The 14638-nt window shown below is 68.1% G+C and carries 12 protein-coding genes; 6 read left to right on the top strand and 6 right to left on the bottom strand.

From position 1 onward, the window contains the following. Window positions 1-45: 45 nt before the first annotated feature. Window positions 46-1056, top strand: a complete 1011-nt coding sequence (locus tag ABZ942_RS30990) for a PfkB family carbohydrate kinase (protein WP_357388177.1) — start codon at window positions 46-48, stop codon at window positions 1054-1056. 97 nt (window positions 1057-1153) lie between these two features. Next, the gene (locus ABZ942_RS30995; RefSeq protein ID WP_357388179.1) at window positions 1154-2143 is read left to right on the top strand and encodes an NAD(P)H nitroreductase; all 990 of its coding nucleotides are present in this window, start codon (window positions 1154-1156) and stop codon (window positions 2141-2143) included. 176 nt (window positions 2144-2319) lie between these two features. Here ABZ942_RS30995 and ABZ942_RS31000 read toward each other — a convergent pair whose 3' ends face one another. From ABZ942_RS31000 to ABZ942_RS31025, 6 genes are all read right to left on the bottom strand, one after another. Continuing rightward, window positions 2320-3195, bottom strand: a complete 876-nt coding sequence (locus tag ABZ942_RS31000; RefSeq protein WP_357388181.1) for a DUF302 domain-containing protein — start codon at window positions 3193-3195, stop codon at window positions 2320-2322. Next, the gene (locus ABZ942_RS31005) at window positions 3192-3509 is read right to left on the bottom strand and encodes a hypothetical protein (protein WP_357388183.1); all 318 of its coding nucleotides are present in this window, start codon (window positions 3507-3509) and stop codon (window positions 3192-3194) included. Before ABZ942_RS31005 ends, ABZ942_RS31000 begins: the two co-directional genes overlap by 4 nt. 167 nt (window positions 3510-3676) lie before the next feature. Then, window positions 3677-5980, bottom strand: a complete 2304-nt coding sequence (gene ppsA / locus ABZ942_RS31010; protein ID WP_357388185.1) for a phosphoenolpyruvate synthase — start codon at window positions 5978-5980, stop codon at window positions 3677-3679. A gap of 139 nt (window positions 5981-6119) precedes the next feature. Further along, complete coding sequence (locus ABZ942_RS31015) at window positions 6120-6674, bottom strand: flavodoxin domain-containing protein (protein WP_357388187.1); 555 nt, start codon at window positions 6672-6674, stop codon at window positions 6120-6122. Window positions 6675-6871: 197 nt separating this feature from the next. Then, window positions 6872-7885 (bottom strand): lysylphosphatidylglycerol synthase transmembrane domain-containing protein, encoded by a 1014-nt coding sequence (locus ABZ942_RS31020; RefSeq protein ID WP_357388189.1) that lies wholly within the window; start codon window positions 7883-7885, stop codon window positions 6872-6874. 47 nt (window positions 7886-7932) lie between these two features. After that, window positions 7933-9090 carry a site-2 protease family protein gene (locus ABZ942_RS31025; RefSeq protein WP_357388191.1) on the bottom strand — a complete coding sequence of 386 codons (1158 nt, stop codon included), beginning with the start codon at window positions 9088-9090 and terminating at the stop codon, window positions 7933-7935. A gap of 332 nt (window positions 9091-9422) precedes the next feature. Between ABZ942_RS31025 and acsA the strand changes: the two genes are divergently transcribed. Genes acsA through ABZ942_RS31045 form a run of 4 tightly spaced genes read left to right on the top strand, consistent with a single transcriptional unit; the run spans window position 9423 to window position 14633 of the window. After that, window positions 9423-11222: an acetate--CoA ligase gene (acsA, locus tag ABZ942_RS31030; protein ID WP_357388193.1), complete on the top strand. Its 1800-nt coding sequence runs from the start codon at window positions 9423-9425 to the stop codon at window positions 11220-11222. Further along, window positions 11222-12226 (top strand): pyruvate dehydrogenase (acetyl-transferring) E1 component subunit alpha, encoded by a 1005-nt coding sequence (gene pdhA / locus ABZ942_RS31035; RefSeq protein ID WP_357388195.1) that lies wholly within the window; start codon window positions 11222-11224, stop codon window positions 12224-12226. Before acsA ends, pdhA begins: the two co-directional genes overlap by 1 nt. Continuing rightward, entirely contained in the window at window positions 12223-13191 is a 969-nt protein-coding gene (locus tag ABZ942_RS31040; RefSeq protein ID WP_357388197.1) for a pyruvate dehydrogenase complex E1 component subunit beta, read from the top strand. The genes pdhA and ABZ942_RS31040 overlap by 4 nt, the downstream gene beginning before the upstream one ends. After that, a complete protein-coding gene (locus ABZ942_RS31045) occupies window positions 13191-14633 on the top strand; it encodes a 2-oxo acid dehydrogenase subunit E2 (protein WP_357388199.1) in 1443 nt (480 codons plus the stop codon). Before ABZ942_RS31040 ends, ABZ942_RS31045 begins: the two co-directional genes overlap by 1 nt. The last annotated feature ends 5 nt before the right edge of the window (window positions 14634-14638 follow it).

The following is a 14638-nucleotide window of genomic DNA, read 5'->3' on the forward strand; positions in this document are numbered from 1 at the left end:
GCCGACAGGGGACCGTGGATTTGCCACACTTCAGAGGAGGACTCGATGCCCGTGCCGCCGCCGATTCTTACGGTGACTTTGAATCCGACCGTGGATATCAGTCTCGAAGTGGATCGACTCAACGATGAAGGCAAGAACCGGGCCAGGGTGCGGTCGGTGCAGGGTGGCGGCGGTGGCATCAATGTCGCCCGGTGCATCGGCAGGCTCGGTGGTTCAGCGTTCGCGCTGCACACCTACGGCAGGGAGGTCGGGCAGCGGCTGAATCGGCTGCTCGATGAAGAGGGCCTCGCGCATCGAGGCATCGAGATAGGCTCCGACACAAGGGAAGCCGTGGTTGTCGCCGAGACGCTCGCTTGGCACAGTTACCACCTGGTGCCGCCGGGCGCCGAGCTCACCGCAATCGAGCGGGATCGCTGCGCGGAGGAGATTATCGCTGCCGCGCAACAGGGTTCGTATCTGGTTTTGACCGGCAGTGTGCCGCCCGGCCTGCCGGAAGACTTCTGCGCCCGCATAGTGCGCGGGATCGACCCGTCCTCGACCCGGGTCGTGCTCGACATCGCAGGCGCCCAATTGCGAGCGGCGTTGAGCGAGAACTCTTTTGCGATTCGACTCGATCGCCGCGAAGCCGCAGGCTTGATCGGTCGGCCGGTCGAGTGTTTCGAGGATGCCCAGGCGGCGAATGACTTCCTGCTGGATATCGGCGCGACCGGCAACGCCATATCGACAGTAGGCGCGTTGGGTGCGGTGTACTCGAATGCTGTTTTCCACCACAGGCTTTCCGCGCCGTCGCCGCGGTCTCCGGCGCGTAGCGATGCGTGCGCGGGGGACAGCTTGGTCGGCGCGTTCACCTTTCAGCTTGCCGCGGGCGCCGATTGCCTGCACGCCTGCGAGTACGGGGTCGCGGCGGCCGCGGCCACCGTCATGCGACCGGGCACCGAGGTATTCGCGCCCGCGACCGTCGACGCGTTGCTCCCGGCGGTGCGCACGCATCGCGTCGAGCGAGAGATTACCGAACACCGCGCCGTGCAGGGCCTGACGGCGGCCGAAGGTCCTTGATACCGAGGGGCCTTCGGCTCGAGCCGGAGCCGTCTTGCTCTTATCCGCGACTAGGCACCGATGAGACGGTGGATCCACACAACACGGAGGAAATGACATGGACCACGGACTGCCCGACGATGACACCGTCAAGACGGCACTGGCGCTCGCGGTGCGGGCACCGTCGGTGCACAATTCCCAGCCGTGGCGCTGGCGGATCGGGAGCCGCTCGGTGCACCTGTATCTCGATCCGGCGCGTGCGCTGCCGGCCACCGACCCCGATCAGCGGGACATGGTGGTGAGTTGTGGTGCGGCGCTGCACCATCTGCGGGTGGCGTTCGCGGCGCTCGGCTGGTCGGCTGTGGTGCATCGGCTGCCCAATCCGGCGGACCCGAATCATCTGGCGTCGGTCGAACTGCTGCGGCACCGGCCGACCCAGGCGGAAGTCGAACTGAGCGCGGCGATTCTGCACCGGCAGACCGACCGCAGGCACTACACCTCGTGGGAGATCCCGTCCGGCTATCTCGGGCTCGCCGCGGAACGCGCGGCCGCCCTCGGCGCGATCGTCCGCCGGGCCTCGGACCGTTCGCGCGAACATGTGATCGCGGCGGCCCGCGCTGCCGCCGTCCAGCACGCGATGAACCCTGAGTATCGATTCGAGCTGGCGAACTGGAGCGGCAGGCACAGCGCGGTCGACGGTGTGCCCGCGCGCAACACCCCGACCCCTCGGCCGGAAGACGAGTTGCCCGCACGGACTTTCGTCGCCCCGCAGCTCGGCGACGCAGCACAGGAACCGGACTTCGCGGAACTGCTGGTGATCGGCACGTCCGCCGACGACCGGCTGTCGCGGCTGCGGGCCGGTGAGGCGCTGAGTGCGGTGTTGCTGACCGCTACCAATGTCGGCCTGGCCACCTGCGTGCTCACCGAACCACTCGAGATCCCGGACCTGCGTCGCGATATCCGCATCGGCGTACTCGACGACAGCTCCTACCCCCAGGCGATCGTCCGCATCGGCTGGATTCCGACCAGCGCCGAACCGCTGCCGCCGACGCCACGGCGAGTAATCGCCGACGTGCTCGATCCCTTCGAGCCCTCGAACGGCCGCTGACCCCGAATCAGCGCCGCATGGCCGGCCGCCGGGTGCAACCGATGCACCCGGCGGCCGGCGTTATGTGGGTCGACCCGGCTGCTACTCGGGGCAATCTCGAATGCGTCTGTACCGGTGAGTGATCAGGAGAGAACGCAGAATAGCCCGGGACCTCATGTCCCGGGCTATTGCAGTGTCTATTGCGTGGCGACGGCACGTTGTGCGACGGCGGAGAGGGCGGCGGCCAGGCGGGATCGGGCGTCTTGCGCGATCGGGTGCAGGCCGGGCTGGGTATCGGTGCGCAGCAGCTGGTCGGGATCGGCGGCCTCGATGATGGTGTCGTCGGCCTCCGTGCGGATCACCACGTTGCAGGGCAGCAGCTGTCCGACTCGTCGATCGATATCGAGTGCTTGGCTTGCGAGGTTCGGGTTGCAGGCGCCGAGGATGAGGTAGTTCTCCATGTGCACGCCGAGTTTCGCGAGCAGTGTCGCGCGAACGTCGATTTCGGTCAGGACGCCGAATCCCTGCTCGGCCAACGCTTCTCGGACCATCGATACGGTCTCGGCGAACGGCGCCGAGGCGCGTACGGTGAGTTCGGCGAGGGCAATGGGAATGCGGATTTCGGTGAGCAGGTCGTTCGGATCGAACGCCTCGTCCGGCGCGACCAAATACACCTCGGTCGGCGGTCCGGCCTGCTGGTATCGCGAGCCGCGGATCCAGTCGTCCAAGGCCTGGTACGCGTCGGCGATTCGGAGGTAGTCGCCGCGGTGGGTGACGTGCGCGAACAATTCCGGTTCGCTGCGCCGCAGCGTGACCTCTTCGTTCCCGGCGATCGGTGCCGGGGCGACCGGAAGTCCGAAGTCGACCTCGGTCGAGGTACCGGGACGGAATTCGCCGAGGTAGGTCGTGGACGGCGGGCCGACCGGAGTGAAGCCGGTCGCCGCGACAAGTTCGTAGAGCGCGTCCATGCCCGCCGCGACATCGTCTCCGGCATGGTCGATGCGCACGCTACGGCGCAGCCCGAGGATAGTTTGCGGCGTCGAGTTGTCGACCGAGATCTGGTAAGTGGTCATGACCATGTCGGTTTGCGCGCGGTCGACGACTGCTGTGCACGCTGCGCGAGTCGGCGCAGCCGTTCGTGCTCGAGGAGGAACAGGGCGACGCTCACGATGAACAGCAGCGCGGTAGCGCTCGCACCGATGGCGACCCACCCGGCGAATCCATAGCCCGCGGCCGTGAGGGTGCAGGCCAGGCCGACCACTCCGCCGAGGAACAGCACGATGCCGGGGATGTTGTAGGTGTCGGCCAGGCTCTCGCCGGGCTTGCTGTGGTACGGCTCGCGCGACGTCATGTCGTGCACGACTCCGCCTCGCTGACGCTCGCTCACGATGGTTCCTCCAGTGCTGGTCGATGGTGGGCCGCAGCCAGGGGGAGTGCTGCGGCCCAAGGAGAACTGTGCCTGCTCAGTGGGGTCGGCAAGCAGGGTCTTTGGTCCCGTCGGGACCCGACCAAGGTCGTCGGAACGGCCTTCGCCGGGTGGCCGGACGAGTCGGCTCACGCCTGTCCGCGAACGTCCGTGGATCGGGTCGGAGCGTCGGCGAGTGCGCGGTCGAGAAGCAGCCGTCGTTCCGCGGCCGCGACTGCGCGTCGGGCCGCCGGAACAGCGTCCGGTGTGACAGAAATCGACGTAATGCCGAGGCGCACAAGGTGTTCAGCGAACTCCGGGTGATTCGACGGTGCTTGCCCGCACAGCGATGACGTGATGCCGAGACGACGAGCCGTCGTGACGATGCGGCCGATGGCGTCGAGGACGGCGGGATCGGATTCGTCGAAGAGTTCGGCGCACTGCTCGGAGTCGCGGTCGACGCCGAGCATCAACTGGGTGAGGTCGTTGCTGCCGATGGAGACGCCGTCGATACCCAGGCCAACGTATTCCGGCAACCAGTGCACGACCGACGGCACTTCGGCCATCACCCAGCGATGCAGGCCGCGCTGTTTGCCGAGTGGACTGGCGTCGACGAGTTCGAGGCAGGCTTCGAGTTCCCAGCGGGTGCGGACGAAGGGAATCATCAAGTGCAGGTTGGGGGTTTGTTCGCGGACCCTGGCGAGGGCGGCGAGTTCGAGGGCGAAGAGTTCGGGTTCGCGGATGTAGCGGTAGCAGCCGCGGTAGCCGATCATCGGATTGTGTTCGATCGGCTCGTACCGGCTACCGCCGGTGAGTGCGCGGAATTCGTTGCTGCGCAAGTCGGTTGCGCGATAGATGACCGGTCGCGGAGCGAAGGCGGAAGTGATGCGGTGCAGCGATTCCGCCATGTGGTCGACGAAGCGTTTCTCCTCACCGCGGGCGATCAGGTCGCGCGGATGGCGGCCGTCCAAGGCCTGGGTCAGTAGCGTTTCCGCGCGTAGCAGGCCGACGCCGTCGACCTCGCTCTTCGCCACCCGCTCGGCTGCTTCCGGCAATGCGAGATTGACGTAGATCCGGGTGGCCGTGGTCTCCACCGCGATGCTCGGCGGTGGTTCCATCGTGATCGCGCTGGTTTTCGATTCCGGCTGTCCGGCAACGACTTCGCCCGCGGCGCCGTCGACAGTGACCAGCAGGCCGTCGGTGAGTGCCGTTGTCGCGGTGCGCGCGCCGACGATGCACGGGATACCCAGTTCGCGCGCGACGATCGCCGCGTGACAGGTCATGCCGCCGCTGTCGGTGACGACCGCCACAGCGCGGGTGAGGGTGGGCAGCCAGTCGGGATTGGTCATCGGAGCCACCAGCACCTCGCCGTCGCGTAGCGACTGTCCCTGTGCGGGCGAGGTGAGAACGCGCACGGCGCCGGTCGCGTGTCCGGGCGCTGCGCCCAAGCCGCGCACCAGGATTCGGGAATCGGGGCCTGCGGTGCGCTGTTCGGCCGGGCTGTCGGGGAGCATGGTGATCGGACGGGCCTGCACCAGCCACAAGGTGGCGTCGTCGAAAGTCCACTCGACATCCTGTGGCTTGCCACCGTGATGCTGCTGCACCGCCAGGGCCAGGGTGGCGACCGCGGTGGCCTGCGCTTCATCCAACACCGGCGTATCGGTACCCGCCAGCTCGACCTGCCGGTCGCCGTCGGGTCCGGCGACGATCTCGAAACTCTGGTGGCCCCTTCGGCTTTCCAGCAGCGTCGGTCCCACCGCGTCGAACAGGTAGGTGTCGGGTTCGGTCGCGCCGGACACGACGACCTCGCCTTGGCCGCGGGCGGCATCGATGACGACGCGGTCGCGGCGGCCGGTGGCCGGGTCGGCGGTGAACGCGACGCCGGACTGCTCGGCCGCCACCATCTGTTGCACGACGACCGCCATCACCGGACGCTGATTCATCCCGCGCCTGGCCCGGTAGGTCACCACCCGCGGCGTGAACAACGAAGCCCAGCAATCGATGACGGTCGCGATCAGCTTGTCGTCGCCGTGCACATTGGTGCGCGAGATGTTCATGCCCGCGAACGAGGACGTGGCGCCGTCCTCGCCGATCGCGGAGGAACGCACCGCGACCGTGGCGTCTTCGCCGAGCGCGTGGTAGGCGGTGAGCACGGAATCGCGCACCGCGCCGTCGATCGTCGCCTTGTGCACGAGTTCGCGCATGCGACGGCACAATTCGGTCACCCTGGGTCCGTCGGCACTCGCCGCGAGCGCCTCGGTGTGCAGGCGATCCAGCTCGGCGCCGTGCGGTCCCTCGATGATCACCTCGTCGTAGCACGATCGCAGGATCACGAAACCCGGTGGCACCGGCAGCGCGGCCGCTACCAGCTCACCGAGGTTCGCCCCCTTGCCTCCGGCCTTGTCAGCGTCGGCGAGCCGCAGCTCGCCGAATCCGGCAACGTAGTCGCCCATTTCGGCTCCGATCTCTGTATTGGCTTGGTACTCAGCGTCTTCCGGTCCACTTGTTGGTCGCTACGGCCGAAAGTCCCGGCGAATCTCGGCGTTGGACCGCAGTCGCGGGGCAGCTACCGGATGCGGAGCTCGTCGTCGATCAGGGGTGGATGGTTGCGACGTTGGCCTGGGGGAGGCCGAGCGACTGGGCGACCATGGTCGACCAGGTGCGAATCACATGCCAGTTCCGCAGGTCGCCATAGCGGGCGCCACCTATCAGGCGGTACAGCACCCTGGCCTGCCAGGAAACACCGGCGCGGTCATAGTGTCCGGCAAAGGGGCGATAGTCCCAGGGGCTGACCGCATTACACAGGGCGGCAATCTTTTTCGGCACAACCTTGCCGACGCGTCGGCCGATCGGTCCGGTCAGCGCGGGCCCGAGGCCGACGCTGAACATCCACACATCGGATTTGCGCAATTCGTCGCGGTGCGTGTGGATGAAAGCCGAGGCCGCGGGCAGCAAGTCCCTGTTGTGTACCGCACTGCCCAGGATGATTCCGTCGAAGCGGGATAGCTCGGGCGCGTGCTCGAAGTCGCTCAGTTCCACGGCGGCACCACGCTCGGTGAGATCCGCGGCGATGAACTCGGCGATATCGCGAGTAGATCCCTGGGCGGTCGCGTAGATGATCGCGATCCGGGTGGGTTTCGTTTCCATACTCTCAGCGTGGCCGAGTGCGCACCCACCGGTCAGAGCCGTGATACCCGGGCTGTAGGGACCAACGACCTCAGTGCGGTCCCGGCGGTGTCGGGCGCGCACTGGGGCGTCGCCGGTTGCCGACGCCACCGTCGCACCCATAGTCCACCAAGCTGCTCGATGGTCGGGCATCCGCACCCCGGCAGCTACCGGTCCAGTCAGAGGAGGCGCTGGTGCTGCAGGGATTTGAAGGAGATGAACCCGGCGGCTGCCGGGATCCAGAATGTCGCAAGCCGATAGGCGAGTACTCCCGCCACCGCCGGGGCGCTCGCCACACCGCCGACCATCAGTCCGGTCACCAGGGCGGCCTCGATGACGCCCAGGCCCGACGGGGTCGGGCTGGCCGCGCCGAGGGCGGACCCGCCGAGGAAGACCGTGGCGACCAAGGCGGTTGAGGCGTGCCCGCCGAATGCGTGTACCGAAATCCCCAGGGTCGCAATGTAAGCGACATTGGTGCCGAGCTGACCGCCGATCAGCATGGCGGCCCGCCGCGGCCGGCGCAGGATGCCTGCCATCGCGCCGAGGGCGGTGCGTACCTCGGTGAGCCAGGCGGGGCGCCGCAGCATGATCACGATTCCGATGCCGAGCGCGGTCATCACGACGACGAATCCGGTCAGCAATATCCAGCCGGACGGCAGCGCGGCGGTCAGCATCAGCCGGGTTCGGCCCAGCCAGACTCCGGTGCCGGCCAGCTCGATGAGGTGCAGCGCGACAGCGGTCGTCACCGTCAGGGCGACGGTCGCGACGGCGGTGGTCCTGGCGAGCCCGCAGCGTTCCAGATACCGCTCGTTGATGGCGGTGCCGCCGAGCCCGTACGGCATCAGCAGGTTGGCGAACGACGTTGCCAGCTGCACGTTCATCGTGCGCCCGAAGGCGAGGGGCCGGGGACTGGCGCCCAGCACCGTGAGCGCCGCCGTGGCATAGGTCACGGCCGACATGGCCAGTGCGCCTGCGAACCACTGCCATTGCGCATCGTCGAGGGTGCGGATGGTCTGCCCGAGCTGTCCGATCTTGGGCAGCAGTACGTAAGTCGCGACGATTGTCGCGGCGATCCAGCCGAACGTGTGCCAACGGAATCGCAACAGTACTTCCGGGGCGCCGCGATCATGCCGCAGCGGTGCCGTCTCGGGTTGCGCGGGTCCGTGCAGGGCATCAGAGAACGTCTGGGGCACAGCGGGTTTCGCCCGAGTGCTACGCAGGCAGCTCTCCTGATCGGCTATCACGGACGGGTACTCGGGCGGCGGGCCGAGCGGACCGGCAAGTTGAGCGCGCTGCGATGGCATGCGAGGGTCAGATCCGATGCGGTGATGACGCCGATCAGCCGTCCGAGACTGTCCACGGCCGCGATGATGTCGAGGTCCGGGCGTAACACCGCGTGGGTGGCGGCGGTGCTGAGCAGCTCGTCTTCGTTGGCACGCGCACCTGCGGGCAAGGGGCGGGCCACCGCGCCGACCAGTGCGGTTTCCCTGGCAGGCAGGGCGATCGCCGCGATATCGGTCCACGACACCACGCCGACCGGACGGCCCGCGGTATCCACTACCGGGAACACCTGATGGTCGGTGTGGATCGCGGGCGAACCGAGCAGGTCGGCGACCGACCATGCCGCGGGCACGGCGACCGGGTGCTGGGTCATCACGTCACGGACGCGGATATCGCCGAGCTGATGCCGGAGTCCGGCGACCGCGAGTTCGGCATTGGCCGACGAGGAGACGAACCAGCCGAGCAGCACGAGCCAGATTCCGCCAGTATTGCCGATCAGGATCAGCTCCACGCCGCCGAGGATGAGCAGAGCGAATCCGAGGACCCGGCCGCTGCGCGCGGCCATGGCTGCCGCGTACAACTGGTCACCGGTCCGTCGCCAGATGAGTGCGCGCAGCACCCGGCCGCCGTCCAGCGGCGCTCCGGGCAGCAGATTGAACAATGCCAGAACAAGATTCATGGCGGCCAACCAGACGAGCATGTCCAGCACCGATTGACCTGCGGCGGTGCCGACCAGCACGGCAACACCGAAGATGCCGAAGGCCAGCGCGAGGCTGGTGAGCGGACCGGCCAGCGCGATACGGAGATCCGATCGCGCGTCCTTCGGTTCCGCATCGAGTTCGGACACCCCACCGAGCAGCCACAGCACGACGCGTTCCACCCGAACACCGTTGCGGCGTGCGACGATCGAGTGCGCCAGTTCGTGCGCGAGCAGTGTCGCGAGCAGCCCGACGGCCCCGACCGCGGCGACCAGCCAGACACCGGCCGAGTTGCCGTAGGACCCGGCCAGTGACCGCCCGAGCAACAAGGTGAACAGGCCGAGCGTGGCGATCGAGGTCCAGTGCGCGCCGACCTTGATGCCGGCGACCTGGCCGAGAGATATTGTTCCGCGCAGCATGTCAGCGCTCCTTCGCATAGGTATCTGCGCCCAGCCCGATTGCGCGGAGGATGCGCCGCACGCGCTGGACCGTGGAAGTCATTGAGGTGGTGCTGTGCTTTGCTCAGCCTGCTGCGTCGGCGTCGGCACGGCACAGGGCCGAAAGTTGCTGTCCGGCGGGGCGATGGTCCCGGACCGGGTGCTCGACCGATCCAGCGACCGTGGAATCAGGCAGGGGCTTCCGCCACCAGGGCCCGAAGACCTTTCGATGAAGGACTTTTCCCGGCCGAGTGCCGACGAGTGCGGGTCTGCCGACTCTGCCGCGCCGCGCCGCGGCTGGCGACCATGGCAGTATGACGGAAACGACCGCGACCGGCGCGCCGGCCACCGGATCTTTCAGCTGGGCACCGATCGAGAAGTCCGCAGCCGAGCAGGCCGGGGCCAACCTGGCCGACTACACGCAGACGAGTCGCGCGTTCTCGTGGGACGCCGCGCGAGCCGAGCTGTCCGGGTTGCCGGGCAAAGGGTTGAACATCGCCTACGAGGCGGTGGACCGGCACGCCGAAGGCCCTGCGGCGCAGACGATCGCGCTGCGCTGGTTGCGCGCATCGGGCGGCACGGTCGAGTACAGCTATGCCGATCTCGCCGCGGCGACGAGCAGGTTCGCCAACGTGCTGGGCGCGAACGGAATTCGGCGTGGTGAGCGGGTCTGTGTGCTGCTGGGCCGCACGCCGGAGCTGTATATCGCGATCCTCGGCGCGCTGAAGGCGGGATGCGTTGTCTCGCCGCTGTTCTCGGCATTCGGTCCAGAGCCGGTACGGCAGCGGCTCGCCATCGCCGAGGCCAACGTCGTCGTCACGTCGGCGGCGCTGTATCACCGCAAAGTCGCCCCGATCCGGGACCAGGTGCCCACGTTGCGCACGGTATTGCTCACCGATGGCGGGCAGCCCGACGGCGTCGACCTGTCGGTCGCGATGGCCGCCGCCGATCCGGTGTTCGAGATCGTGCACACCTACGCCGACGACGCCGCGCTGCTGCATTTCACCAGCGGCACCACCGGAAAACCGAAGGGCGCCATCCACGTACACGGCGCGGTGCTGGCACATCTGGTCACGGCCCGCTATGCGCTCGACTTGCGCGCGGGTGACATCTTCTGGTGCACCGCCGATCCGGGGTGGGTGACCGGGATGTCCTACGGGGTGATCGCGCCCCTGTGTCTCGGCGCGACCGTGATCAGCGACGAGTCCGAGTTCGATGCGCGTCGCTGGTACGACATCCTGACGACACAACGGGTTTCGGTGTGGTACACCGCGCCGACCGCATTGCGCATGCTGATGCGATTCGGTGATCAGCTGCCCGACGGCACCGATCTGTCCTGCCTGCGCTTCATCACCAGCGTGGGAGAGCCGCTGAACCCCGAGGTCGTGCTCTGGGGTGAGCGGGTGCTCGGCAGAGCGGTGCACGACAACTGGTGGCAGACCGAGACCGGCGCCATCATGATCGCGAACTTCGCTGCGGCACAGGTCCGTCCGGGCTCGATGGGCCGCCCGCTCCCCGGCATCGAGGCGACGATACTGCGGCGCGGCCCGGACGGGCGCGCGCTGGTGGCCGACGGCACGGTCACGGCCGCCGACTCCGGCGAGGTCGGCGAACTCGCGTTGCGTTCGGGCTGGCCGTCGATGTTCCGCGGCTACTGGGGTGAGCCCGAGCGGTATGAGCGGTGCTTCGCGAACGGCTGGTATCTCAGCGGCGATCTCGCCCGCCGCGACGCCGACGGCTACTACTGGTTTGTCGGCCGCGCGGACGACGTCATCAAATCCGCGGGCCATCTGATCGGACCGTTCGAGGTGGAGAGTGCCCTGATGGAACATCCCGCCGTCGCCGAGGCCGGCGTCATCGGCACGCCGGATCCGGTCGCCGGCGAGCGGGTCAAGGCATTCGTGCTGTTACGGCCGGAATATCAGCCCTCCGAACAACTGCGCGATGAGCTGACGGCGTTCGGCAGGCGCGCGCTCGGGGCGGTGGCGCCCAAGGAGATCGAGTTCGCCGAGAGCCTGCCGCACACGCGCAGCGGCAAAGTGATGCGCCGTCTGCTGAAGGCCCGTGAGCTGGGCCTGCCCGAGGGCGATACGTCGACCTTGGAAGGCGTCTGATGACCGGCTCCACTCTGGACAAAGACCAGCGCATCGAGCTGCTGCGGCAGATGGTGCGGATCCGCCGCTTCGAGGAACGGTGCGTGCAGCTCTACAGCGCCGGATCTATCCGTGGCTTCCTGCACCTCTACATCGGCGAGGAGGCGGTGGCTGCCGGTGTGCTCGGCTCGATCGGCCCCGACGACGCGGTCGTCTCGACGTACCGCGAGCACGGGCACGCGCTGGCCCGAGGGCTGTCTATGGAGTCGCTACTCGCCGAGATGTACGGCCGCGCAACGGGATGCAGCCACGGGCACGGTGGCTCGATGCATCTGTTCGACGCCGGGCGGCACTTCTACGGCGGCAACGCGATCGTCGGCGGTGGCCTGCCGATCGCGGTGGGTCTGGCGCTGGCAGACGCGTTGCGGGAGCGTCCGATGGTCACCGTGTGCCTGTTCGGTGATGGCGCGGTGGCCGAGGGCGAGTTCCACGAATGCCTGAATCTTGCCGCGCTGTGGCGACTTCCGGTCCTGTTCGCCTGCGAGAACAACCAGTATGCGATGGGAACCTCGTTGGCACGCGAACACGCGGCCACCGATCTCGCGTTGCGTGCCTCGTCGTACGGAATGCCCGCATGGCCGGTCGACGGCATGGACGCGCTGGCCGTCGCCGAAGCGACGCAACGGGCGGTGGAGTCGATCCGCGGTGGTGGCGGGCCGTGCTTCCTCGAACTCCGGACCTATCGGTTCCGCGCGCATTCGCTGTACGACGCGGACCGCTACCGCGACAAGGCCGAGATCGGCCAGTGGGTCGAACTGGATCCGATCCCTCGGCTGTGCGCCGACCTGGTTGCCACCGGAGAACTGCGCGAGGACGACCTCGGCACCATGCAAACCGAGGCCGACGGCGAACTGGACGCCGCGATCGCCGCCGCCGAGGCGGCGCCGTTCGAGCCGGTCGGCGACCTCACCCGATACGTGTACACAGAGCAGTCCGGGACCGAGCCTAGCGAGGCGCACGCATGATCACCTATCGAGACGCGATGCGAGAAGCGTTGCGTGAGGCGCTGATTCGAGACAATCGAGTGTTTCTGATGGGCGAGGACATCGGCGCGTACGGCGGCTGTTTCGGCGTGAGCCGTGGCCTGCTCGAGGAATTCGGTCCGGACCGGATCCGGGACACGCCGTTGAGCGAATCGGCGTTCGTCGGTGCGGGTATCGGCGCCGCGCTGGGCGGACTGCGGCCGATCGTCGAGATCATGACCGTCAATTTCAGCCTGCTCGCATTGGACCAGATCCTCAACAACGCGGCGACATTGCGGAACATGTCCGGCGGACAGGTATCGGTGCCGCTGGTGATCAGGATGGCCACCGGCGCGGGAAGGCAAGTCGGGGCGCAACATTCGCACAGCCTCGAGGCGTTCTACGCGCACATTCCCGGCCTGCGGGTGGTCTCGGCGGCCACCGTCGCCGACGCGCGCGGCATGCTCTGGTCCGCGCTGCAGAACCTGGACCCGGTGCTGATCTTCGAGCCGTCGGCGCTGTACAACACCGAAGCCGACCTGCCTGACGACGCCGCGGCGACCGATATCGACCGGGCCGCCATCCGGCGCGCCGGTACCGACGTCACGGTGGTCGCCTATGGCGGCACGCTGCGGGTGGCCGAAGCGGCCGCCGACGCGCTGGCAGCCGAGGGCATCGACGCCGAGATCATCGATCTGCGGACGTTACGCCCGCTGGACGAGACCACCGTGCTGGCCTCGGTCGCGCGCACCCACCGGCTGGTCGTCGTCGACGAGGGCTGGCGCAGCGTGAGCATCGCGGCCGAAATCGCCGCGCGCGCAGCCGAAAACGGATACTACGAACTCGATGCCCCGGTGCAGCGCGTGTGTACGGCCGAGGTCCCGATTCCCTACGCGAAGCAGCTGGAAGAGGCTGCGCTGCCGCAGGCCGCCGACGTCGTCGCGGCCGTGCACCGGGTGGTGCGCTGATGGCCGAATTCCGGATGCCGTCGCTCGGCGCGGACATGGAGCACGGGACGTTGCTGCAGTGGCATGTGAAACCCGGTGACACCGTGCACAAGGGCGATATCGTCGCCGAGGTCGACACGGCGAAGGCGGCGATCGAGGTCGAATGCTTCGACGACGGCACCATCGGCGAAATCCTGGTGCCGGAAGGAGCTACCGTGCCGGTGGGCACGGTTCTGGCCACCATCGAACCGGTCGGCGCGAAGCCCGCGGTGGTCGATGCCCCGCCCGCCCGCCCGAAGCATGGTCGACCGAAGACGAGCCGGTCCCTGCGGCGGGACGGCGCGGGGAAGACGGCGGCGGTGTCGCCGGTCGTCCCGCATATCCTCGCGACACCGCTGATTCGGCGGTTGGCCGAGGAAGCAGGTATCGAACTGTCGTCCATCCACGGATCCGGACACGATGGGCGCATTCTGCGGGCCGATGTGGCACGGGTGGTCGCGGCGCAGGCACCGCCGCCACCGTTGCCCACGGCACAGGTGGCGACCGATACGGTCCGGCCCGCGCATGTGCGTGCCTCCGGGTACGCGCGACGACTGGCCGACGAACGCGAGATCGACCTGTCATCGGTACCCGGGACCGGGCCGGACGGGGCGATTCAGGCTGACGACGTGCGCGCCGCGCGAACGCCTACCGTTGCGCTCGATGCCGACGTGAGAATGCCTGTCGCAGAAGAAGAGTCGGCAGGTCACGAAACCGCGCAACCGGCGCGAACCCGGCAGCCCGCGGCGCCGCAGCACGGCCAGGCGGATATGCGCAGGGCGATCGCCGCGGCGATGACCCACTCGAAACAGACCATCCCGCACTACTACCTGTCGAGCACCATCGACCTCGCCGCCGCCACCGCCTGGTTACGTGAGGTGAACCAGGCGGCACCGGTACCGGATCGGATCATCATGGCGGCCTTGCAATTACGGGCGGTCGCGCTCGCGGCGCGAAAAGTCCCCGCCGTGAACGGGTATTGGGCCGACGACGAGTTCCAGCCGGCGGACACCGTCGATATCGGCGTCATCGTCTCGCTGCGCGGTGGCGGCATCATCGCGCCGACGATCGCAGGCGCGGACACGCTCGCCGTGCGCGAGGTGATGGTGCAGCTGCGTGGCGCGGTCAGCCGGGCTCGATCCGGGCGATTGCTGTCCTCGGACACCGCGGCGGCCACCATCACGGTCACCAATCTCGGTGAGATGGGCGTTGATTCGGTGATCGGTGTCATCGCGCCGCCGCAGGTGGCGATCGTCGGATTCGGCACCGTGGGCGAGCGCCCGTGCGCGATAGACGGATTGCTCGGCGTGCGCCCCCAGGTGACCGTCACGCTCGCCGCCGATCATCGGGCCAGTGACGGTGCGGTCGGCGCGCGCTTCCTGAATACCGTCGCCGAACTACTCCAGCATCCTGACCAGTTGTAACTACG

The organism is Nocardia sp. NPDC046473 (genome assembly GCF_040645995.1).
GTDB lineage: Bacteria > Actinomycetota > Actinomycetes > Mycobacteriales > Mycobacteriaceae > Nocardia.

Bases quoted from the DNA above. Each gene is read 5' to 3' on its own strand.
- ABZ942_RS30990 (WP_357388177.1), top strand. From the start codon at position 46: ATGCCCGTGCCGCCGCCGATTCTTACGGTGACTTTGAATCCGACCGTG.
- ABZ942_RS30995 (WP_357388179.1), top strand. From the start codon at position 1,154: ATGGACCACGGACTGCCCGACGATGACACCGTCAAGACGGCACTGGCG.
- ABZ942_RS31000 (WP_357388181.1), bottom strand. From the start codon at position 3,195: ATGACCACTTACCAGATCTCGGTCGACAACTCGACGCCGCAAACTATC.
- ppsA (WP_357388185.1), bottom strand. From the start codon at position 5,980: ATGGGCGACTACGTTGCCGGATTCGGCGAGCTGCGGCTCGCCGACGCT.
- ABZ942_RS31015 (WP_357388187.1), bottom strand. From the start codon at position 6,674: ATGGAAACGAAACCCACCCGGATCGCGATCATCTACGCGACCGCCCAG.
- ABZ942_RS31025 (WP_357388191.1), bottom strand. From the start codon at position 9,090: ATGCTGCGCGGAACAATATCTCTCGGCCAGGTCGCCGGCATCAAGGTC.
- acsA (WP_357388193.1), top strand. From the start codon at position 9,423: ATGACGGAAACGACCGCGACCGGCGCGCCGGCCACCGGATCTTTCAGC.
- pdhA (WP_357388195.1), top strand. From the start codon at position 11,222: ATGACCGGCTCCACTCTGGACAAAGACCAGCGCATCGAGCTGCTGCGG.
- ABZ942_RS31040 (WP_357388197.1), top strand. From the start codon at position 12,223: ATGATCACCTATCGAGACGCGATGCGAGAAGCGTTGCGTGAGGCGCTG.
- ABZ942_RS31045 (WP_357388199.1), top strand. From the start codon at position 13,191: ATGGCCGAATTCCGGATGCCGTCGCTCGGCGCGGACATGGAGCACGGG.